Source organism: Ventosimonas gracilis, from assembly GCF_001580025.1.
GTDB classification, from domain to species: Bacteria; Pseudomonadota; Gammaproteobacteria; order Pseudomonadales; family Pseudomonadaceae; genus Ventosimonas; species Ventosimonas gracilis.
The window spans coordinates 49097-70173 of sequence record NZ_LSZO01000018.1 but is presented as its reverse complement, the minus strand read 5'-3'; the positions used below and the strand labels follow the sequence as shown (position 1 = coordinate 70173).

The window sequence follows — 21077 nt, the reverse complement described above, 5'->3', positions numbered from 1 at the left end:
GTTTATTGGATGCTTACTCAATACGTAGCGCAACCAACTTGCCGCCGTTACCGTAAACATAAAGAAAATCATCGACTACCAGCGGGCGGGCGCGCAAACCGTTGCCATCGATTTTTTGCCGCGCGACAAAGTGGCCATCGGTCTGGCTGAGCAGGTGCAGGTAGCCTTCCTTGTCGCCAACGGCAATGTAATCGCCAAACACTGCTGGCGCACTTAACTCGCGCCGTGCCAAGGCATTGTTGCTCCACATCAGGCTCACCGTGCGCTCATCCAGACTTTCCACCGTGCCATTGGCCAAGCTTAAAAAGACATGCCCCATTTGTTCGGCGACGCCGGTATAGCTGGAGGCTTGGTGCTGCCAGAGCACTTCGCCATTGTCCAGATCAAGGCCGACGACTTGTCCCTGAAAGCTGGTGACATAGAGCGTATTGCCGGACAGCAGCAGGCTGCCGTCAATATCGACAATGCGTTCCAACTCCGAGCGCCCCTGCGGGATGGCGATACGCTGCTCCCAAAGCGGCACGCCGCTGCGCGTTTCCAGCGCCAGCACCTTGCCGCTGGAAAGCCCGACCACCGCCAGCCGACTGGTCACCAGCGGCGCGCTGGTGCCACGCAGGGTTAGGGTCGCCGGCGTATTGTCAAAACGCCAGAGCTGGCTGCCGTCGATGGGATTAAGGGCAAAAATACGGTCGTCTTGCGTTTGTACGATCACCGCGTCCTGATTGATGGCGGGCGGTGCAAGCACTTCGCTGCCGACTTGCGCACGCCATTTTTCTTCGCCACTTGCACTGTCTAGCGCCAGCACTTCACCGCGCAAGGTGCCAAGCAGCAGCAAGCCGTTACCGGCACCTAGCGCGCCGGAAACCGGCGTAGCCAGTTTTTTCTTCCACAGCGGCTCGCCGCTTTCACGGTTAAAAGCAAATACGCGCCCATCACTGTCTGCGGCAAAAATGCTGCTGCCATCAACGGCGGGCTTTAGTCGGTTCCAAATTTTGCCTTGGCCGTCGCCAACCGAACGGCTCCACTGCACTTTGAGCTTGATTTCTTCGGTAAATTTTTCCAGCTTGGCAGGCCCTAGCTCATCTTTACTGTTGCTGCCACTGCTGGAGCAGGCGCTGATCACCATCGCCAAAAAGGTCAGCAGAGCCAATCGGCTTAGAGTTTTACGCATCATTTGCCACTCCTTTTTCGTCCGTGTTGGCTGTGGTTTGTGCCAGATTGTCCAACTTGATTTGCAGCAGTCCCAGCGCGGCTTCTTCCGACAGCGCGGCTTTGGCGCTTTCATAAGCGGCGCGAGCTTCATCACGACGGCCTAGTTTAACCAGCAGATCGCCTTTGATTTCTTCACGGCTCGCGCGAAAAGCTACGAGTTTACCTTCGCCTTCGAGCAGCTTAAGTGCCTGCTCGGTCTGCCCCTCGGCGGAAAGCACACGCGCCAAGCGTTGCCGTGCCAATTCGCCTATTTCAGCATTCACCGGCTTATCGACTATGGCTTGCAACTCGGCAGCGGCATCGGCCAAGCGCCCGGCATCGGTAGCGACTTTGGCGACCAACAGGCGGCCATAGGCTTCGTAGGCGCTGCCTTTGTGGCCTTCTTTAAGCTGTGTGGCCAGTTCGCTGACCTTGGCTAAATCGACCTTGGCAGGCGGCGAAACAAGGCTTTCTTCCAATAACTGTTGATAGATCGCGCTTGCCGTCTGTGCTTGATTTTCCTGCCAATTTTGAAAATAACGCCAGCCAAATACCACTACCAGCGCAAGCGCGGTGCCAAGCAGGATGGGATTGCCGTTGCGCTGCCACCAACTGCGCAGCGTTGCCAGTTGTTCGTCTTCCGTTGTTGCCATGGTTAATCCTCGTTACTGGTCACTTTAAACAGGCGCTGACTGACCCAGCCAGCCAGGTCGCGCCAGATGACTTCCTGCTGCTCGCCTTGCCCGCGCAAGGGTTTGCACTGCACCACTTGCCTTGCCAATTCGTCCTCGCCCAGTAGCAAGGCGTACTGCGCCTCGCTTTTATCGGCTTTTTTCAGTTGGTTTTTGACGTTGCCGCCGCTCAAATTGATTTGCAGATGCAGCCCCGGTAGTGCGCTGCGCAAGTCTTCGCTGAGTTTAAAGGCCACTTGCGTGGCCTGTTCATTGAGCGGACAAATATACAGGGGCAGTGGGCAGGAAAGCTGGTCTGGCGGCACAACTTTTAAGGTTTCCAGCAAAAGCAACAGGCGCTCCAGTCCCATGGCAAAACCGGCAGCAGGCGTGGCTTTGCCGCCCAAAAGCTGCGCTAAACCGTCATATCGCCCGCCACCGCAAACCGTACCCTGTGCGCCTAATTGGTCTGTGACCCATTCAAACACGGTCTGGTTGTAATAATCGAGGCCGCGCACCAGTTTGGGGTTGATTCGGTAGCCAATCCCCAAGAGGTCGAGGCGTTTTTTTAAGGTCTCGAACGCCCGATGCGAGTCATCATCCAGACAATCGAGCAGTTTTGGCGCGTTTTCCAGTATCTGCTGGGTGGCTGCGTCTTTGGAGTCGAGGATGCGCAGCGGATTGCTGGTTAAACGGCGCTGGCTATCTTCGTCCAGATCGCTTTGATGCTTTTGCAGATAATCGACCAACGCCGCGCGATAGGCCGCGCGGGCTTCGCTGCTGCCAAGGCTGTTTAATTCGAGTGTCACCGCATCGCTAACCCCTAAACGCTGCCACAGGCGGGCGGTCAGTGCGATCAGTTCGGCATCGACATCAGGCCCGTTACCGTTAAACACTTCTGCGCCAAATTGATGGAACTGGCGGTAGCGACCTTTTTGCGGGCGCTCGTAGCGAAACATCGGGCCGATATACCAGAGTTTGGCAAGCTGGTTGTTGTCCACCAGAGCGTTTTCCAGCACCGCACGCAGGCAACTGGCGGTGCCTTCCGGGCGCAAGGTGATGGAATCGCCATTGCGGTCGGCAAAGCTGTACATTTCTTTTTCGACAATATCGGTGGCATCGCCGATCGAGCGCTTAAAGAGTTCGGTGACTTCAACCACGGGCGTTCGGATTTGGCCGAAGCCGTATTCGCTCATCAGTGCGCTAATATGCCCTTCCACCCAGCGCCACTGTGCACTTTGCGCAGGCAGTATGTCGTTCATGCCACGAATGGCTTGCAGCGGTTTGCTCACAAAAAATCCTTAAAGTTGACTGTGCGCAATAAGCATCGATTGCTGCGCGCTTTTTTCAGCGGCTTTGACGCGGATAAGCCGTTCGAGTTCATCGACCAGATTGCTGTTGGTGAGTTTCTGCGCCGGTTTGCCATCGATATACAGAAGATTGTTCGGCGTGCCACCGGCCAATCCCAAGTGCGCTTCACGCGCTTCGCCAGGGCCATTAACTACGCAGCCAATCACCGCAACATCCAGCGGCACCAGCAAATCTTCAAGGCGTGATTCGAGCGCGTTCATGGTGGAAACCACGTCAAAGTTCTGCCTGGAGCAGCTTGGGCAGGCGATAAAGTTAATGCCGCGAGCACGAAGGTGCAGTGATTTTAAGATGTCAAAACCGACTTTGACCTCTTCAACCGGGTCTGCCGCCAGCGAGATGCGGATGGTATCGCCAATGCCTTCGGCGAGCAGCATGCCAAGGCCAACCGCGGATTTAACCGTGCCCGGACGCAGTCCGCCCGCCTCGGTAATGCCAAGGTGTAGCGGCTGCTCAATTTGCTTCGCGAGCAAGCGGTAGGCAGCGACCGCCATAAACACATCGGAGGCTTTGACGCTGACTTTAAAGTCGGGAAAATTCAGCCTGTCCAGATGCTCGACATGACGCAGCGCGGATTCGACCAGCGCTTCGGCGGTGGGTTCACCGTATTTTTTTTGCAGGTCTTTTTCCAGCGACCCGGCATTAACGCCAATACGAATGGGTATGCCGCGCTCACGCGCCGCCTCGACCACGGCTTGCACGCGGTCTTCGCGGCCAATATTGCCCGGGTTGATGCGCAGACAAGCCACGCCCAGCTCGGCCACGCGCAGCGCGATTTTGTAGTCAAAGTGAATATCGGCAACCAGCGGCACGCTGACTTGTTTAACGATTTGACCAAAGGCTTCGGCGGCGTTCATATCCGGCACGGAGACGCGCACGATGTCGGCACCGGCAGCCTCTAAACGGCGAATTTGCGCCACCGTCGCCGCCACATCGCAAGTGTCGCTATTGGTCATGCTCTGCACCGCAATCGGCGCATCACCACCGACCGGCACATTGCCCACCATCAGCTTGCGGGATGGGCGGCGGTTGATGGTAAAGGCAGGCTGCTTATTCATGCTTAAGGCTCGAGCGTTAGACGGGAAGTCGCCGCAGTAATCAGCACCGGCTCGCCGTTGTAGCTCAGCTTAACCGCTCGGGGGTTGCCCAGATGCAGTTCGAGCGGCGGTGTACCGGACAGTTCCAGCGTATCCAAGGCGCTCAAGATACCGCTGAACAACACCTGTCCATAACCGTCTTGAACCTGCAACCAGCAGTCATCGTTGAAATTAAAGCTCAGTACGCCTTCTCGCGGCTGCGCGGGCGCAGCGGGCGCAGCGGGCGCAGCGGGCGCATTGTCTTCCAGCGCTGGCGGATGGGTTGTCTCACTTGCGGCAGGCTGCTCTACTGCCGCAAGGTTATCTGTCACCGTTGCCGGCGGATGCTCGGCATCAGGCTGCGGCAACAATGGCTGCTCGTCTTCCAGCGGCTCATCCGTGTCGCCTTCGGGTTCCAGTGGCCAATCCATCGGTGGGGTGGTGGTGGGCGGTGCTTTATCCTTTACAGCATGCTCCTCCCACCAAAGAAAGCCGCCGATAAGAAGCAGCACCAGCACCAGCAGACTGAGCAGTCGCAAACTGAAAAAAGACCTAGGCGGCGGGCTGTGCAGCTCGCCAGACAGCACCTCGGACTCTGCCAGACTGCCCGTTACCAAGTTAAATTGCTCCACCAGAGCATCGGCATCCAGTTCTAAAAGGCGGGCATAAAGACGCAAATAACCCCGCGCAAAGGTTATCCCCGGCAGCAACTGCCACTGCTCTTGTTCTATCTGCTGGACGCGATCTACCGTCAAATTAAGCTGGGCGGCAACTTCATCCACAGCAAAGCCGCGCTGTTCACGAGCTTTTCGCAGCGTCTCGCCCAGCTGCATTGCTTGGTAAAGAGCGTCTGACGCAATGGTTTTCATGGCAGCAGTTCCGATAAGTACTGCCTGTATTCGGCTGTCGCCGGATACAGTCTTTTCAGTTGCAGCCCAAGGCTTTTCGCCTTGTCGCGGTCGCCCGTCTGGCCGGCAATGCGTATCCCAAGCAACAGGCTGCGGGCATTTTGTGTGGACAGCTCGCTAAAGCGCTCGTAATAACCCAACGCTTTGCCGTATTCACCCTTAAGCCTTGCAAGCTCTGCCAACTCCAGCAGCGCCTGCGGCTGCTTAGGAGAAAGGCGCAAGGTGCGCTCGAAATATTCGCCGGCCTGCTCTGGCTGATTCAGTTTCAGCGCGGTCAACCCCATATTTTCAAACACCCGTGGGCGACCGGCATACAGGGCATCCTCCGAGGCTTTGCTGAAATACTGCATGGCTTCCTTGAAACGTCCCTGCTCGTAAAGGAAGCTGCCGTAGTTGTTCATAATGCGCGTCTGATTAACGCTGTGTGACTGCAACGCCTTGCGAAAATGCTCATCGGCGAGCTTGGGTTCCATTTCAGCCTGAAATACCATCGCCAGCGCGGCGTGCGCATCGCTGCTGCGCCGGTCGAGTTCCAGCGCTTTAACCAACGGCACTTTGGCACGTGCGGTCTCGCCTTCTTGCAAATAACCCAAGCCAAGCTGGATATAGGCCTCGCTCGCCTCTGCACGCCCTTTACTGGTAGACAGCGGGTTTGTCGGCCCTTCGCGGACACAGGCAGCAAGCAGCACGGCGAACAACACTATCAGCGCACGTAACATAAACCCTCTCCATTACCCTTGACGAGCAAGCAGACGCAGCGGCGCAGTCGTCGTCGCTTGCCGCGCACTGTAACGGGCGCTGCGTTTTGTTCGGTCGGCGACCTTGCCGACTAATTGGCCGCAAGCAGCATCGATGTCATCGCCGCGCGTGCTGCGCACGGTGACATTAAAACCTGCCTGTTGCAGTAGTTCCTGAAACCGTCTAATCGCGTTATTGCTCGGCCTTTCGTAGCCTGAGAAAGCAAAGGGATTAAACGGGATTAAATTGATTTTGCAGGGAAACCCTTTAAGCAAAAGAGCCAGTTCCGCGGCATGCTGCGGCTGGTCATTGACTTCTTTAAGCAGTGTGTATTCAACGGTCAAACGGCGTTTTTCGCCCAATCCTTCGATATAACGGCGGCAAGCGGCGAGCACCACGGCAAGCGGATACTTGCGGTTAATCGGCACCAGTTGGCTGCGCAGTTCATCATTGGGCGCGTGCAGCGACAGCGCAAGCGCAACATCGGTCACTTCAGCAAGGCGGTCAATCATTGGCGCTACGCCTGAGGTGGACAGCGTGACCTTGCGCTTGGAAATGCCGTAGCCGAAGTCATCCAGCATGATATTCATGGCCGAAACGACGTTATCGAAATTAAGCAACGGCTCACCCATACCCATCAGCACCACATTGGTCACAGGTCGCTCGGCGGGCATCGTTTTAGCGAAGGACTGACAGGCCAGCCAGACCTGGCCGATGATTTCCGCGCTGGTTAAATCACTGTTAAAGCCCTGCTTGCCGGTCGAGCAAAAGCTGCAATCGAGCGCACAACCGGCCTGTGACGACACGCACAAGGTGCCGCGCCCGCGCTGCGGGATAAACACGGTTTCCACTGAACTGCCGGAAGCCACTCGCACCACCCATTTGCGCGTGCCGTCTGCGGAAAACTGCTGGCTAAGGATTTCTGGCGGGCGCACTTCGGCGCATTCTGCGAGCCTGGCCTGCAGCGCTTTGGACAGATTGCTCATCTGCGCAAAATCGCACTCGCCGAATTGATGAATCCATTTCATCACTTGCATCGCGCGAAACGGCTTCTCGCCGATGGAGACAAAAAAAGCCTCCATCTGCGCACGGGAAAGCCCGAGCAGATTGGTTTTTACCACTGGGTTCATCGCCGATTAAGCTGCCGCTTGCCTTAGCGAAGGCGCGGGCAGAGCTCGGTCGCGCTAAAAAAGTAGGCTATTTCACGCGCGGCGGAGCTTTCTGAATCCGAGCCGTGCACCGCGTTTTCATCGATGGACTGCGCAAAATCGGCGCGGATGGTGCCAGCGGCGGCTTCTTTGGGATTGGTCGCGCCCATCAGCTCGCGGTTTCTGGCGATGGCGTTCTCGCCTTCAAGCACCTGCACCAGCACTGGCCCTGACGTCATAAAAGCAACCAAGTCCTTGAAAAACCCACGCTCTTTGTGTTCCGCGTAGAAACCCGCCGCCACTTGTTCGGACAGTTGCAGCATTTTCGCCGCCACAATGTTAAGACCGGCCTGCTCAAAGCGGCTTTGAATGGCCCCGATTTGATTTTTAGCCACCGCATCGGGTTTGATAATGGAAAAAGTGCGCTGAACGGCCATGCCGAGGTCTCCAAAATTCGCAGGAAAAATAAGCCAAGCATTGTACGCCGATTTGAGTGGGATAAGTAGGGTCTGTCCCCGCTTCAAACGTGGCCGCGACGGAGGCAGATTTTTTGCGCAGCAAGGCGCGAGAAGAGAAATTTGCTCATGCAAATGAACGACGAGCAACACAGCGGTGCGAAAAATCTGCCCCGTCCCTTCGGGCTGCGCTCAAAATTTCGCCATACGTCGCCTCCGCATTTGCCAAGGTTGTACACATTGGCTGCATGCTGCGCCTAGTCTGGCGAAATTTTGCGCAGCAGCGCGGCTCGCGTTTGAAGCGGGAGCAGACCCTGTGCAAGCCTTGAATTTGCCCTTGCGCTCAAGAAATTTTTCGGTATTATTTCGCGCACTTAACACCCTCGGAGTGTAGCGCAGCTTGGTAGCGCGTCTCGTTCGGGACGAGAAGGTCGCAGGTTCGAATCCTGCCTCTCCGACCACTTCCCTAAAGCCCGCTTATTGCGGGCTTTTTATTTCAGAGCGCGGTCAATCCCATGCCGATTTATCACAGCGTTATTCATCTGATTGAAAAAAAGCCGGACGGCAGTCCTTCCAAACTGCATCTGCGCCAGGCCGAATTTGCCGATTCGGCGCCGCTGGAAAACCTGCTGGCCGACCTTTCCCTAAGCTACAACGCCAAACAGGGCAAGGTTTGGGGTTTTTTCCAAAAAGAATCGGGCGCTTACCCGTTTAGCGGCTGGCTTTCGCAGTATCTGCGCGAAGAGACGGACTTTCTCGTCTTTAGCAAGTGCGCGGTAGAGCATCTACAAAAGCTGATGGACGAATCCAATCTGTCCGTTGGCGGACATGTATTGCTTGCACACTACCGCCAAGGAATGACCGATTACCTGCTGATTGCGCTGCTGCATCACAGTGAAGGGGTAGCCGTTAGTGATGCGCTGGAAGTCACTGCGGCGCGTCATCTGGATTTATCGCAACTGCATCTCGCTGCGCGAATTAACTTAAGTGAATGGCAGGGTAATGCCGAATCCAAGCAGTATTTGTCCTTTATCAAGGGCAAAAACGGCAAAAAGGTATCCGATTACTTTCGTGATTTTATCGGCTGCGAGGAAGGCATCGACCCCACCGGCGAAACGCGCACCTTGCTTAAAGCCTTTAGCGATTTTGTCGAAGACCATGAGCTTGCCGAAGAGCAAGCACGGGAAAAAACCGATACGCTGATTGATTACGCCAGCAACCAAGCCAAGCTGGGCGAGAAAATCGCCCTTGATGAACTGTCCGGCCTGCTTGATGAAAACAACCCGCGGGCTTTTTATGAGCATATCCGTCACAAAGACTACGGCCTGTCCGCGCAAATCCCGCCGGATAAACGCACGCTGAATCAGTTCCGCCGCTTTACCGGCCGCGCCGAAGGGCTTTCCATCAGCTTTGAGGCGCACTTGTTAGGCTCCAAAGTCGAATACGACGAAGGCCGTGACTGCCTGATTATCCGCGAGCTACCCACCCAACTAAAAGACCAGCTTAAGCGGCGTAAAAGCTAATACCAAAGGCTAATAGTTCCAACGCGCCCGATTTGCGCTAATTACCCGCTCCCCGCACAAATCCAAAACCAAAAGGCAAGTGGCCATGCGAACCCCCTACCCTGCCCTGTTGCTATTGATAAGCGCCAGCGCTGCCGCCGAATCATCGGTAGAACTCGCCCCGGTGGTGATTAGTGGTTCGCGCAGCGAGGCGAGCGGTTTTGATTTGCCGTTTTCGGTAGATAGCGTGAATACGCGTGAAATTAAGGACGGGCAACCCGCCATTAACGCCTCAGAAGTGTTGCAACGAGTACCGGGGTTATTGGTGCAAAACCGGCAGAACTACGCGCAGGATTTGCAGATTTCTTCGCGTGGCTTTGGTGCGCGCAGCGCTTTTGGCGTGCGCGGCATCAAGCTGATTGCCGATGGCATTCCCGCCAGCACGCCGGACGGCCAAGGCCAAGCGGCGACTTTTGACCTCGATAGCGCCGAACGCATCGAGGTGCTGCGCGGACCGATGGCGACCCTATACGGCAGCAATACCGGTGGCGTGATCCAACTGTTTTCACGCGATGGTGAAGGTGCGCCCAAGCTGTCGGCAGGCAGTTACTGGGGATCAGGCGGGCTGAACAAACAGCTTATTTCTACCGAAGGCGGCAATGCCAAAGCCGGTTTTGTGCTAAAAACCTCGCGGGTCGATACCAATGGCTACCGAAAGCACAGTTCGGCACTGCGCGAGCAAAATTTTGCCAAATTGACCCTGCATCCCGATGATAAAAGCCGTATTGCGCTGATTTATAGCGATTTAAACCAACAAAGCAAGGACCCGCAGGGTTTGACTTGGAATGCCTATCAAACCCGCCCGCGTAGCGCCCCCGCTGTGGCTTTTCAATACAACACGCGCAAAAGCATTGACCATCAGCAGCTTGGCTTAAATTACCAGCGCTGGTTTGGCGATGCCCGCGTGCAGGCCACCTTCTATCAGGGCAAACGCCGCGTGGTGCAGTATCTGGCCATTCCCCCCGGCGCACAGCTCGCAGCAACCCATTCCGGCGGCGTGGTGGATTTTGAGCGGCGCTTTCACGGCAGCAGTGTGCGCTGGCTGCAACCGGTTGCATCCTTGCCCGGCGAGTTTGAATGGATTGCCGGTATCGACTACGACAAAAGCACGGACGACCGCCAAGGCTATGAAAACTTTGTCGGCGGCCAATTAGGGGTAAAAGGCAGACTACGACGCGATGAGAGCGACCAGGTAGAAAGCCTTGACCCTTATCTGCAAGCTAGCTGGCAATTGGGCGATTTTCGCTTGCAGGCGGGCGTTCGCCATAACACGCTCAAGGTCAAAATCGATGACCGCTATCTTGCCAATGGCGACGACAGCGGCAGGCGCCGCTTTCGCAAAGCAACGCCAGTGCTGGGTCTGCTCTACGCCTTTACGCCCGAACTGCACGGCTATTTCAGCGCAGGCAAGGGCTTTGAAACACCGACCTTGGGCGAGATGGCCTATGCACCCACGGGCGGGTTTAACTTAAGTCTTCGCCCATCGACCAGTATTCAATTGGAAAGCGGCTTAAAAGCGCAGCTTGGTCGCACTCGCCTTAACGCGGCCTTGTTTCAAATCAAGACCCGGGATGAAATCACCGTTGCCAGCAATAACGGTGGCCGCACCAGCTATCAAAATGCCACGCGCACACTGCGCCGTGGGCTGGAGCTAAGCCTCAATAGCGAACTGACCGATCAGTTAAGCGCGCAGCTCGCCTATACCAGGCTTTCGGCGACTTACCAGCATGACTTTATGGCGGGCGGCAACCTTATCCGCAAAGGCAGGCACCTGCCGGGCGTTGCCGGGCAAACCCTGTACGGCGAACTGGCGCTGCGCCCCTTTCAGGGTGGAGTCTTGGCAGTCGAAGGCTTTTGGCGCAGCAAGCTCTATGTGGAAGACAGCAACCTGCAAAAAGCCGCGCCCGGCTATAGCCAGTTCAATCTACGCGCGCGCTCGGAGCAAAGCTTCGGGGCGCTGAGCTTTGGGCAAACCTTGCGCGTGGATAATCTTTTTGGCAAACGCGCCATCGGCTCGGTGATTGTCGGCCAAGCACAAGGCCGCTACTACGAACCCGCCCCGAGGCGCACGGTTTATGCGGGATTGGATATGGCTTTTCGCTTTTAAAGCGTTTTCATTAGTTTGCGTACTTCGGCCACATGGCGGCGGCTCACGGTAAGCGGCTCAGCCAATCCGCGCAAATACAGTTGGAACTGCCCCAAAGCACTGCGTTGCAGGCGCTCTATACGATTGCGGGCGACCAGCGCGCTACGGTGGATACGCACAAAACGCTCGCCGAATTCCTCTTCCAGCGATTTCAGCGGCTCATCCAGTAGCGCCTCGCCGCCCTCGTGGTGCAGCGTGACGTATTTTTGTTCGGCGATAAAACAAAACACCGCATCCAGCGCTATCAATTCCAACCCACGGTGCGAGTGCACACTGATATGGCTACGCGCAGCGCCCGTTTCAGGCAGGACGGACGCCGCTTGCAGCACGGCCAGTTGCGCCCGATTTAAGCGGGATAGGTTTTTTAGCGCAGCGGCCAGATGTTCCTCGCGTACCGGTTTAACCAAGTAGCCCGCCGCACAGGCTTTAAAGGCTTCCAGCGCAAAGGCATCGAAAGCGGTGCAAAAAATCACTGCGGGGGCTTGTTCACGCTCGCACAACTGCTGCGCGACCTGCAAGCCATCAAGGCCAGGCATGCGGATGTCGAGCAGCAGTACGTCCGGTTGCAGGCGCTGCGCGAGCTCCAGTGCCTCATGACCGTTGCAGGCCAGTGGATGCAGCAGGCGGCAGCCTTCCATACCTTCCAGCAAACGCGCCAAGCGCTCGCGGGCGAGTGGCTCATCATCGGCGATTAAAACGGTGACTTCTGGCTTCATTACACAGGCTTTCCTTGGCGGGACAAAAGCTTACAGGGATAACGCAGACAGACTTGGTAGCTCTCGTCTTGCTGCTGCACGGTTAAGCTCGCCGCTACACCAAATAGCGCCAGCAGGCGGCTTTTGATATTGCGCAGCGCCTGTCCGCTACCGGCGCTGGTTGGCGCCTGCAAACGACAGGGATTGCTCACGCAAAGGCAAAACTCGCCGCCGCAAAAGCTCGCTTTAACCCGCACCAAGCCACCGTCAATACGGGGTTGTATACCGTGAATCAGCGCGTTTTCCAATAAAGGTTGCAAGGTTAATCGCGGGATGGGCAAATCATCCGGCACGCCATCGATCTGCCAATCCAGTTGTAAACGCTCGCCCAAACGGTATTGTTCAATGGACAGATAACGCTTGCTCAAGGCAAGCTCTTCTGCCCAAGTCGTTAAAGTACCGGGGGCAGCTAAACTCGCACGAAATAAATCCGATAAATCAATTACCGCTTGCTCAGCTTTGCTCGGGTCGATGCTAATTAAACTGGCAATACTATTTAAGCAGTTAAATAAAAAATGCGGTTTGATACGCGCCTGCAAGGCTTCAATACGAGCATTTAATTCGGCTTGTTGTTGCCTTTGCCACTGGCTTTGCAGATAAAAATAACGCAGCAGCAGGCCGGACAATATCAAACTGATCAACGCATGGCGCAGATACAATTCAAAACCGGCCTGCTCGTAAAACCGAAAATAATCCGCAAGCGCCGTAAAAACAAGCGTTAATAAAACCACCAACAAACTGCAATAAAAACTGACCCAGACCGTAGTTAAATGCAAAAGACAAGGCCGCAACAGGCATAATAATGCAGCGGACAGCAAAACAATCCACTGCACAAATAAAGAACAAAGCGCAAGCTTGCCCCAGTTAAAACCCGCGGTCATGGGTTCGACCAATACCAGTGCAATCACTAATAATTCGGCGAGCAGCACCAGCATTAACACGGTTTCGCCGGTACACAGGTGCGGCAGAAAAAAACGATCCGCTCGCGCCTGATGCTCTTGACGGGTTTTATTCATCAAACGTGACGCCATTTACTGCAAGGCTAAATGGGAAATATCCGGCACCGTGGCAACGGTCTCATCTTTTAATTGCGCCATATCACTGCCAACCGGTGCGAGGCTAAGTTGCGATAAATCCACATCCACTGGCACCCATTCTTTTGGTTTATCCTGCATCGGGCTGCCTGGCGCGGCAATGGCAAAATCCGGCGCATCAATATGACTAAAAGCCGCCATATAGTTATCACGCGCAGTAATAGCCGCGTTGTTATGCCGGGTTAATTCGGGCGCTGCTGCTTCAGTATTGATCACTTCAACCAAAGCACCGGCTCGCTGTAAAGCCGCGCGGTATTTTTCTGCGCTGGCTTGGTCAAGTCCTTTTTTTAGCACAGTGCTATGAGCGGAAAATAACCGCTCAATCCGCGCTGCATCGGTTTTAAATAATTGGCACAGATTGGCGCGTACTTGCTGCGCGTCAAATCCCGCCTGTAATTGACCAGAGAAGACAATTTCATAACTGCTCATCATAAAACTCCTTTAGTGATACCTGCGCAGTATGGCGCAAGGGCAAAGAAGGCGGCAATTTTGTCTGTGTCGATTTGTCCGCTCGCATTGCCCGCCTGTCAATGAGAAAATACCGCATTTAGACGATACAGGTACTCGCCATGAATTTCAGTCGCAGACAGCTATTGGGAGGCCTGGTCGGCATAAGCGCCGCCGGACTTTGTGGCACGGGTACAGCGGGCTATTGGCTCAAGCGTGCGGATGACGGCGCCACGCACGACTATGAGTTGATTGCCGCGCCGCTTTCACTCGAATTGGTCAAAGGCCACAAAACCCCCGCCTGGGCTTACGGCGGCAGTGTACCGGGCATGGAATTGCGCGCTCGTCAGGGCGACTGGCTGCGCGTGCGCTTTATCAATCGCCTCGATGAGCCCACTACCGTGCATTGGCACGGTATCCGCCTGCCGCTGGAGATGGACGGCGTGCCTTATGTCTCGCAACTGCCGGTGCTGCCGGGCGAGCATTTTGACTATGTATTTAAAACCGAAGATGCGGGCAATTTTTGGTATCACCCGCATCTGGGCAGTAGCCATCAACTAGGACGCGGACTGGTGGGCCCGCTGGTAGTGGAAGAACGCGAGCCCAGTGGCTTTCGCCACGAGTATTCATTATCGCTAAAGACTTGGCATATCGATCAGCAAGGCGCATTTACGCCCTTTATGCTGCCGCGCGAGGCGGCACGTGTTGGCACGCGCGGGCGGCTGACCACCATTAACGGCAAATCCATCCCCAATTTACAACTGCCCGCCGGACAAGTGGTGCGGCTGCGGCTGTTTAATCTTGATAACACCATCACCTACCGCCTTAACCTGCCCGAAGGCGAGGCGCGGATTTACGCCATTGACGGCCATCCCATTGAACCCGTGCCGCTTGGCAAGGACTATTGGCTGGGCCCTGGCATGCGTCTTGACCTGGCGCTGAAAGTCCCGGCGGCGGGCAAGCAACTGCTGCTGCGCAACGGACCTTTGCGCCTTGCCACGCTGCAAAGTGTGCAAAGCGACGAAACGCCCGGCGACTTTCCACCAAGACTGCCAGGCAATCCAGTGGCCGAGCCGGATTTGGCGCGTGCGCAGACGTTGAAATTTCGCTTTGAATGGGCGGCAACGCTGGATGATGGCGCGGGCAGTACGCCGCAATATTGGCAAATCAACGGCAAGGCTTGGGACATTAACGATACCTCCTGCGCCGAACGCCCCATCGCCACCTTAAAACAAGGCGGTCACTATATTTTTGAACTGCGCAATCTGGCGCAGTATCAGCATCCCATTCATCTGCACGGCATGGTATTTAAAGTGCTAGATTCCAATCAAAAATCAATAACCCCTTATTTCACTGATACTTATCTATTGGGCAAGCAGGAAACCGCGCGTATTGCACTGGTCGCCGACAATCCTGGGGTATGGATGTTCCACTGCCATGTCATCGACCATATGGAAACCGGCCTGATGGCCGCCATTGCCGTCGTCTGAACCATGACCGCGCCACCTAACCTACCCCTTTTTACTTCCCCTCGCCCGCTTGCGAAAGAGGGGAACGATGACCTGCACTTTATGCGCGAGGCGCTAAGGCTTGCCGCCTTTGCCGCAAGCCTGGGTGAAGTGCCGGTTGGCGCGGTATTGGTGCTGGATGGGCAAATTATCGGGCGCGGCTTTAATTGCCCGATTTCAAGCCATGACCCCAGCGCCCACGCGGAAATGGTCGCCATCCGCAGCGCGGCCAGGCAGCTTGGCAATTACCGCCTGCCCGCCAGCACGCTGTATGTGACGCTGGAGCCGTGCAGCATGTGTGCAGGTCTTTTGGTACATGCACGGGTTGAGCGGCTGGTTTACGGCACCAGCGAACCGAGAGCTGGGGTCGCGGTAAGTCAGCAGCATTTCTTTGAGCAGCGCTTTCTTAATCATCGCGTGATCGTACAAGGCGGTGTGCTCGCCACAGAAAGCCAAACATTATTGCGCGATTTTTTTAAGACACGACGTTAATCATCCTGCCGTAACGGCGGCAGTGGGCGAGTGCGACCCGCGCCGTCAATCGCTACAAAGACAAAAACCGCTTCAGTGACTTTGCGCCACTGGCCGGATAATGAGTCGTCACTCCAAGCCTCAACCAGCATCTGTATCGAACTGCGCCCCACCTGCAAGCTCTGCGTATAAAAAGAAAGCTGCGCGCCAACGGCAACCGGCACCAAAAACGCCATACGGTCAATCGATACCGTTGCCACGCGCCCGCCAGCCCGCCTACTTGCCGCAGCGGTACCGGCCAAATCCATCTGCGCGACCAACCAGCCGCCGTAAATATCGCCAAAGCCATTGGTCTCGCGCGGCAATGCCGTAATTTGCAGCGCCAGTTGACCTTGTGGGGTCAGGTTTTCTTTTTCCTGCTCAAACATCCACTGTCTCGCTTAAGTTGTTGACTACAAAGCGCAGTATAACGATTTAAGCTCAGACCCCTAACCCGTGTCTCGAAAGTCGGGGTAGCGTTTATCGGCATAGCTGAAGGCTTCTGTCTCGCGCGTGGCAAGCTCGATGCCTTCAAAAGCCACTTCGGCCAGAAAGTCTATCTGCTCGGGGGTAATCACATAGGGCGGCAGCAGGTAGACCACGCTGCCCAGCGGACGCAGCAGTGCGCCACGGCTCAATGCGTGCTGATACACCGCAAGCCCGCGCCGTTGCTGCCACGGGTAGGGGCGCTTGCTGGCTTTGTCCGCCACCATTTCCACCGCCAGCACCATGCCGGTTTGCCGCACTTCGGCGACATGCGAGTGCGCGGCGAGTGGCGCAAAAGCTTTTTGCATGTGCAGGGCGAGCGCGCGATTGGCGCGAATCACATCGTCCTGTTCAAAAATATCCAGCGTCGCCAGCGCCGCCGCACAGGCGAGCGGGTTGCCGGTGTAAGTGTGCGAATGCAAAAAGCCACGCAAACTGGCGTAGTCGTCGTAAAAGGCTTGGTAGATATTGTCCGTGGTCAGGCACGCCGCCATCGGTAGATAGCCACCGGTGAGCGCCTTGGACAAAATGAGAAAATCCGGCGTGATCTGCGCCTGTTCGCAAGCAAACAGGGTGCCGGTACGGCCAAAGCCCACGGCGATTTCATCGTGAATTAAATGGACTTGGTAACGGTCGCAAGCCTCGCGCAGCAGCCGCAGATAGATCGGATGGTACATGCGCATACCGCCCGCGCCCTGAATCAGCGGCTCGACAATCACCGCTGCCACTTCACCGGCATGCTCGGCCAGAGTCTTTTCCATCTCGGCGAACATTTCGCGCGAATGCTGCTCCCAACTCACGCCTTCGCCGCGTAGATAGCAGTCCGGGCTTGGTACCTTGATGCAATCGAGCAATAAGGCTTTGTAGGTATCGGTAAACAGCGCCACGTCACCGACCGACATGGCGGCGACCGTTTCGCCGTGATAACTGTTGGTTAGCGTAATAAAACGCTTTTTCTGCGCTTGCCCACTATTGACCCAAAAGTGGTGGCTCATCTTCAGCGCCACTTCAATGCCGGATGAGCCGTTATCGGCATAAAACACGCGCGATAGTCCGTCCGGCGTGATGGCCACCAGGCGCTCCGACAGCTCCACCACCGGCGCGTGGCTAAAACCGGCCAGCATCACGTGTTCGATGGTATCAAGCTGCGCCTTGACGCGCTCGCCAATACGCACATTGGCGTGGCCAAAAACATTGACCCACCAGGAACTGACCGCATCCAGATAGCGCTTGCCGTCAAAATCCTCAAGCCATACGCCAGAGGCTTTGCGGATGGGGATCAGCGGCAGGCGCTCGTGGTCTTTCATCTGCGTGCAGGGATGCCAGAGCACGCGCAGGTCGCGCTGCATCCACTGATGATTTTGCGACATGCTTAGGCTCTCGCTTCAATACGCCATAAGGACGACTGCACTTGCTGGCTGATTTGTGCAGCGCTGAGTGCCTGGCTGCTTTCGGCAGACTGAACCGACACTGAGCAGGCTTGCAGAAAAGCCAAAATCAGCGCAGGTTTCAGCGCAAAGTTCATATTCTGCGCATCGGGCAGGCTGGATGTGACCATGCCGACGACGGCAGCGCTGCTGTCAAACAATGGACTGCCGCTGGAGCCCGGCTGAATGGGCGCGGTAAATTGCAAACGGCTGGCATCGTTATGCAAACCCAGCAGCGCGGAAACGCCGCCTTGCGTGACATGCAAACCACCTCCGGCAAAACCTGCCATCGGGAAACCCAGCGCCACCACCGGTTCACCCAAGGTGCAGCCCGCGCCCGTGCGAAATGCCAGCGGGCGCAACCCGGGATCGCCGCTTACCCGCAGCAGCGCCAAATCATTACGCTCATCGACCAGCAGCGGCTCGGCGCTGTGCCGTCCGGCAAACGAGGCAATCTGAAATTCGCGCATGCCTTCAATCACATGCGCACAGGTTAAGATATGATTTTGCGTCACCGCAAAACCGGTACCGCTGCTGGCGCTCGGCGCGCTGTCTGCGCGTTGTTCATCGGGATGTGCATCATCAATAGCGATACCCAAACGGCGACCCAATGCCGCAAGACCATAGGCCGAACTTTCGGCCAGTGCGCGAAACTTCCAGTCACTGCCACGGCAATAAAATTCGCCAACAATAATCGCAGCTTCTCCGTGGTCGGCCAGATTAAGGCGATATTCGATCGATTCGTTTAATTGCAGATGGGCAAAACCCAAGTCGCGCACCGGGCCTTTGGCCGAAAAGCGGTACAGCACCACGAGCACGCGGCGACTGCCTTCGGGCAGACCGGCAAGACGAAGCCTGCACTCGATACGCTCGCTATTGCCGTCCCACTGCATCCACGGCTGCGCCGCGTGAAACAGCGCCGCTTCACCAATCGGCTTTCGTTTGTCATCGACGGCAAGTAACGCCATCGCGGCATGCTCGCCAAACTGGACACGACTGTCACAACAAAGATGCAGCACGCAGTCGCTGCCTTCCAAGGCAATATTGGCACCCGCTGTTAATAGGGTCACGGCAACAAACTCGGCATCAAATGGCAGGGCAGCACGCTGTTTTTACCCTCTCCCGCTGGCAGGAGAGGGCGCTCGTGTAGTGAACGCAAAGGTTTTTGGATAGCCATTTCCTTTTTTCCCTCTCCCAACAAGCGGGAGAGGGAGCTAAAGCATCAAGGCGTTACAAGCTGCGGGCTTCTTCCTGCGCCCGCCCACCTGCGACCACTGCGAGCGGTGATTTGGACTCTTTGCGGATGGTCGCCTTGGGGATTTCGTGCAGGCTTTCGCTTTCATCCAAACATTCGAGCTTGCCTTCGAGCACCGCGCCGCACTCCATACGCAAATGCCGATAGCGGATATTACCGAGAATCCGCGCTTTGCTTTGCAGTTCAAGAAAATGCGTGACCACCAAGTCGCCCTTGATGGTGCCGTTAATCACCGCGTCATAGGCTTCTACGCGACCGGCAATCTCGCTGCTCTCAGAAAGCACAATCAGGTTTTTTTCATCCTTCGCGCCGCTCACATTGCCTTCAATGCGGCCATCCAGACGCAAACCGTCACGGAAGGTTAAATCGCCGACAAGGCTCATATTGCTGCCGATAAAGCTGTCCAGCCGGGTAATTTCCACGCCCTGCTTTGACCTTTTCTTTTTGGAAAACATACTGCTTATCTCCACTGCCTTGAGGTCTGTTTGCAGCCGATGCTGCTCTTTGATTAAAACCGCCGCCCTTTACGGCCGTATTGTCTTATCGCTTGGCTCCTGTCCCAGCTTGGCCGTTAGTCGCCCCACCATTCCCACCATTATTGCTCCTGAAAAAATCCAGCTCAGTCTGCATCTCTTTAATTTGCGTATCCAATGCCAGGACTTGCTGTTCCAGTGCTTGGCGCGAAGCCAGTTCAACCTGATATTTAATGTTCAGGTTTTCCAGCTCAGCACGCCACTGCTGCTCGTGGGCACCAGCAGGCAGGGTGCTTTGCAACACAGGTTGCTGCGGTAGCCAAGCCGCCAAAGCCGGTTTTTTATCCAACAGAACAAATACCGTCAGCGCAGTCAAAGCACCTAATGCCAAAGTGACCAGCAGCTTGTGAGTGAGGCTGATTTTTTTCTTTTCCAGCAGTATCATCACGCGTTCACTGGCGAGTTCACGGGTTAGCTGGCGGGTGCGGGTAGTCATAATGGGTAACCTAAAAAAGCGCCTAAAACCGGTTTAAATAGGTTTTTGGATTAACGAAACGGCCATCTTTAAGAATTTCAAAATGCAAATGCGCACCGGTTGAGCGTCCGGTGCTGCCCACTTCGGCAATCTGTTGCCCGGGCATAACGATTTGCCCCTTTTTGGCAATCAGTTTGGAGGCGTGTGCGTAGCGCGTGACAAGACCCGCGCCGTGGTCGATTTCCACCGTCTGCCCATAGTCCTTGCGAGGGCCGGAATAGACCACCACACCGCCCGCGCTGGCATAAATCGGCGTGCCCTTGGCGGCGGGAAAATCAATACCGCTGTGAAACGCCATGCGGAAGGTAAACGGGTCGCGCCGGTTGCCATAGCCCGAACCACGCCGACTGCTGGCGACCGGCAGGCGACCCGGGAAGGCCATATGCTCTGCACTGATTTTTACCGCGCGTTGCTCCAAACCATGCAGCGCCACCGTCAGCCGCCCAAGACTTTGCTCAAGGTTCGCCAGCGACAGGCCGTCCGTAGGCAAGGGTTCGCTTGCCAGCGGACGGCGGGACTGTATCGGTGCAGCAGCGGAACCGCCCTTGCCCTGTTTATCGCGCGCACCTTCTGGCGCTGACGCACTGGGCACAGTTTTCTCCGGTTTAAGCAGCGGACCTCCGGCTGAAGCGGGTTGGGTTTTTGCACGCGGCCCGAGTGGCACCGCATCAAGACTCATCCGCGCTTCAAATTCATTGACCGCATCCATCCGCTGCGCGAGGCTCTTGGCATCCATCTCAAGACGCATCAGACGTGCCGAAAGCGTACCAATCTGCTGCAGCAACGCAATCTCCTTGGCACTCGGTTCGCTGACCAGCGGGGGATCAGCCGCAAGCGGCGCTACCTTGACCGATGGGGGACTGAGCTTAACGCCAATCCATATGCCAGCAACCAACATGCCGAATAATAAGAAAATGGCACTGGTGAAAAAAAATCCGCGGCTGATACTGCGTCCTACTCCAGCCAAGTTACGGCTGAAAAATATGACAAAGGTCATGCCTTATCCTCTTGGCGCTCTTCTTCAAAGAACCCTGTTCATAATCAGCCAGAAAGCGACTTAAGCCACTATCTGCAAACTGTTTTAAATACTTAAACGTACTACTGAATCGTTTTGTCTGACGCCTTGGTGCTTGACTGCTTTTTAGTGAAGTGCATCGCACGCACAGCAAGGGATACTACAAAAATGGCTCAGAAAACCCGAAGGTTTGGCACTGTGCAGCCGGTGGAAAACGCAAAGATTTTCCCCCTTGCGTTCCACATGGTTACGGATAATAGCACCGCTTTGCATTTTGCTGCGATAGCTTTGCTGGTAATTTCTTTAAGG

At 55.9% G+C, this 21077-nt stretch carries 21 protein-coding genes and 1 tRNA gene; 5 read left to right on the top strand and 17 right to left on the bottom strand.

The genetic code is table 11. The annotated features are described in order from the left end of the window. Window positions 1–13: 13 nt before the first annotated feature. From bamB to ndk, 8 genes are read right to left on the bottom strand one after another with little or no spacing between them, the layout of a single operon-like run. Window positions 14–1174, bottom strand: coding sequence for an outer membrane protein assembly factor BamB (gene bamB / locus AXE65_RS01450; protein WP_153015354.1), 1161 nt, complete (start codon window positions 1172–1174; stop codon window positions 14–16). Continuing rightward, window positions 1164–1844 (bottom strand): tetratricopeptide repeat protein, encoded by a 681-nt coding sequence (locus tag AXE65_RS01445; RefSeq protein WP_068386994.1) that lies wholly within the window; start codon window positions 1842–1844, stop codon window positions 1164–1166. Before AXE65_RS01445 ends, bamB begins: the two co-directional genes overlap by 11 nt. 2 nt (window positions 1845–1846) lie before the next feature. After that, a complete protein-coding gene (gene hisS / locus AXE65_RS01440; protein ID WP_068386991.1) occupies window positions 1847–3154 on the bottom strand; it encodes a histidine--tRNA ligase in 1308 nt (435 codons plus the stop codon). Window positions 3155–3163: 9 nt separating this feature from the next. After that, a complete protein-coding gene (gene ispG, locus AXE65_RS01435) occupies window positions 3164–4288 on the bottom strand; it encodes a flavodoxin-dependent (E)-4-hydroxy-3-methylbut-2-enyl-diphosphate synthase (RefSeq protein WP_068386989.1) in 1125 nt (374 codons plus the stop codon). A gap of 2 nt (window positions 4289–4290) precedes the next feature. Continuing rightward, window positions 4291–5175, bottom strand: coding sequence for a RodZ domain-containing protein (locus tag AXE65_RS01430; protein WP_068386986.1), 885 nt, complete (start codon window positions 5173–5175; stop codon window positions 4291–4293). Continuing rightward, the gene (pilW, locus tag AXE65_RS01425; RefSeq protein WP_068386983.1) at window positions 5172–5933 is read right to left on the bottom strand and encodes a type IV pilus biogenesis/stability protein PilW; all 762 of its coding nucleotides are present in this window, start codon (window positions 5931–5933) and stop codon (window positions 5172–5174) included. The genes AXE65_RS01430 and pilW overlap by 4 nt, the downstream gene beginning before the upstream one ends. A 12-nt stretch (window positions 5934–5945) precedes the next feature. Continuing rightward, on the bottom strand, window positions 5946–7082 hold the full coding sequence (gene rlmN / locus AXE65_RS01420; RefSeq protein ID WP_068386980.1) for a dual-specificity RNA methyltransferase RlmN: 1137 nt from the start codon (window positions 7080–7082) through the stop codon (window positions 5946–5948). A gap of 23 nt (window positions 7083–7105) precedes the next feature. After that, window positions 7106–7537 carry a nucleoside-diphosphate kinase gene (gene ndk / locus AXE65_RS01415; RefSeq protein WP_068386977.1) on the bottom strand — a complete coding sequence of 144 codons (432 nt, stop codon included), beginning with the start codon at window positions 7535–7537 and terminating at the stop codon, window positions 7106–7108. A 402-nt stretch (window positions 7538–7939) separates the two neighbouring features. Between ndk and AXE65_RS01410 the strand changes: the two genes are divergently transcribed. The 3 genes from AXE65_RS01410 to AXE65_RS01400 all read left to right on the top strand — a co-directional run bounded on the left by AXE65_RS01410 (window position 7940) and on the right by AXE65_RS01400 (window position 11224). Further along, window positions 7940–8016 (top strand) — tRNA-Pro (locus AXE65_RS01410). Between the two features lie 54 nt (window positions 8017–8070). Beyond that, on the top strand, window positions 8071–9078 hold the full coding sequence (gene yejK, locus AXE65_RS01405) for a nucleoid-associated protein YejK (RefSeq protein WP_068386974.1): 1008 nt from the start codon (window positions 8071–8073) through the stop codon (window positions 9076–9078). A gap of 85 nt (window positions 9079–9163) precedes the next feature. Beyond that, complete coding sequence (locus AXE65_RS01400; protein WP_068386971.1) at window positions 9164–11224, top strand: TonB-dependent receptor domain-containing protein; 2061 nt, start codon at window positions 9164–9166, stop codon at window positions 11222–11224. Here the strand turns inward: AXE65_RS01400 and AXE65_RS01395 are convergent. From AXE65_RS01395 to AXE65_RS01385, 3 genes are read right to left on the bottom strand one after another with little or no spacing between them, the layout of a single operon-like run. Beyond that, window positions 11221–11979: a LytR/AlgR family response regulator transcription factor gene (locus AXE65_RS01395; RefSeq protein ID WP_068386968.1), complete on the bottom strand. Its 759-nt coding sequence runs from the start codon at window positions 11977–11979 to the stop codon at window positions 11221–11223. The genes AXE65_RS01400 and AXE65_RS01395 overlap by 4 nt on opposite strands. After that, complete coding sequence (locus AXE65_RS01390) at window positions 11979–13034, bottom strand: sensor histidine kinase (protein ID WP_239685015.1); 1056 nt, start codon at window positions 13032–13034, stop codon at window positions 11979–11981. The genes AXE65_RS01395 and AXE65_RS01390 overlap by 1 nt, the downstream gene beginning before the upstream one ends. A gap of 15 nt (window positions 13035–13049) precedes the next feature. Further along, entirely contained in the window at window positions 13050–13541 is a 492-nt protein-coding gene (locus AXE65_RS01385) for a hypothetical protein (RefSeq protein WP_068386962.1), read from the bottom strand. Between the two features lie 140 nt (window positions 13542–13681). Here AXE65_RS01385 and AXE65_RS01380 point away from each other — a divergent pair, with 140 nt between their 5' ends. Together AXE65_RS01380 and tadA are read left to right on the top strand one after the other, a co-directional pair. After that, complete coding sequence (locus AXE65_RS01380) at window positions 13682–15049, top strand: multicopper oxidase family protein (protein ID WP_068386959.1); 1368 nt, start codon at window positions 13682–13684, stop codon at window positions 15047–15049. Window positions 15050–15052: 3 nt separating this feature from the next. Further along, entirely contained in the window at window positions 15053–15559 is a 507-nt protein-coding gene (gene tadA, locus AXE65_RS01375; RefSeq protein ID WP_275574849.1) for a tRNA adenosine(34) deaminase TadA, read from the top strand. Here the strand turns inward: tadA and AXE65_RS01370 are convergent. From AXE65_RS01370 to AXE65_RS01345, 6 genes are all read right to left on the bottom strand, one after another. Beyond that, window positions 15556–15966, bottom strand: a complete 411-nt coding sequence (locus tag AXE65_RS01370; RefSeq protein WP_068386953.1) for an acyl-CoA thioesterase — start codon at window positions 15964–15966, stop codon at window positions 15556–15558. The genes tadA and AXE65_RS01370 overlap by 4 nt on opposite strands. A 60-nt stretch (window positions 15967–16026) precedes the next feature. After that, window positions 16027–17433 carry an adenosylmethionine--8-amino-7-oxononanoate transaminase gene (locus AXE65_RS01365; RefSeq protein WP_068386950.1) on the bottom strand — a complete coding sequence of 469 codons (1407 nt, stop codon included), beginning with the start codon at window positions 17431–17433 and terminating at the stop codon, window positions 16027–16029. A gap of 2 nt (window positions 17434–17435) precedes the next feature. Next, complete coding sequence (locus AXE65_RS01360) at window positions 17436–18560, bottom strand: trypsin-like peptidase domain-containing protein (RefSeq protein ID WP_068386947.1); 1125 nt, start codon at window positions 18558–18560, stop codon at window positions 17436–17438. 160 nt (window positions 18561–18720) lie between these two features. Next, window positions 18721–19200 carry a bactofilin family protein gene (locus tag AXE65_RS01355; RefSeq protein WP_079213989.1) on the bottom strand — a complete coding sequence of 160 codons (480 nt, stop codon included), beginning with the start codon at window positions 19198–19200 and terminating at the stop codon, window positions 18721–18723. Window positions 19201–19285: 85 nt separating this feature from the next. Further along, entirely contained in the window at window positions 19286–19714 is a 429-nt protein-coding gene (locus tag AXE65_RS01350; protein ID WP_068386944.1) for a hypothetical protein, read from the bottom strand. A 22-nt stretch (window positions 19715–19736) separates the two neighbouring features. Then, on the bottom strand, window positions 19737–20750 hold the full coding sequence (locus tag AXE65_RS01345) for a M23 family metallopeptidase (RefSeq protein WP_068386941.1): 1014 nt from the start codon (window positions 20748–20750) through the stop codon (window positions 19737–19739). Window positions 20751–21077 lie beyond the last annotated feature (327 nt).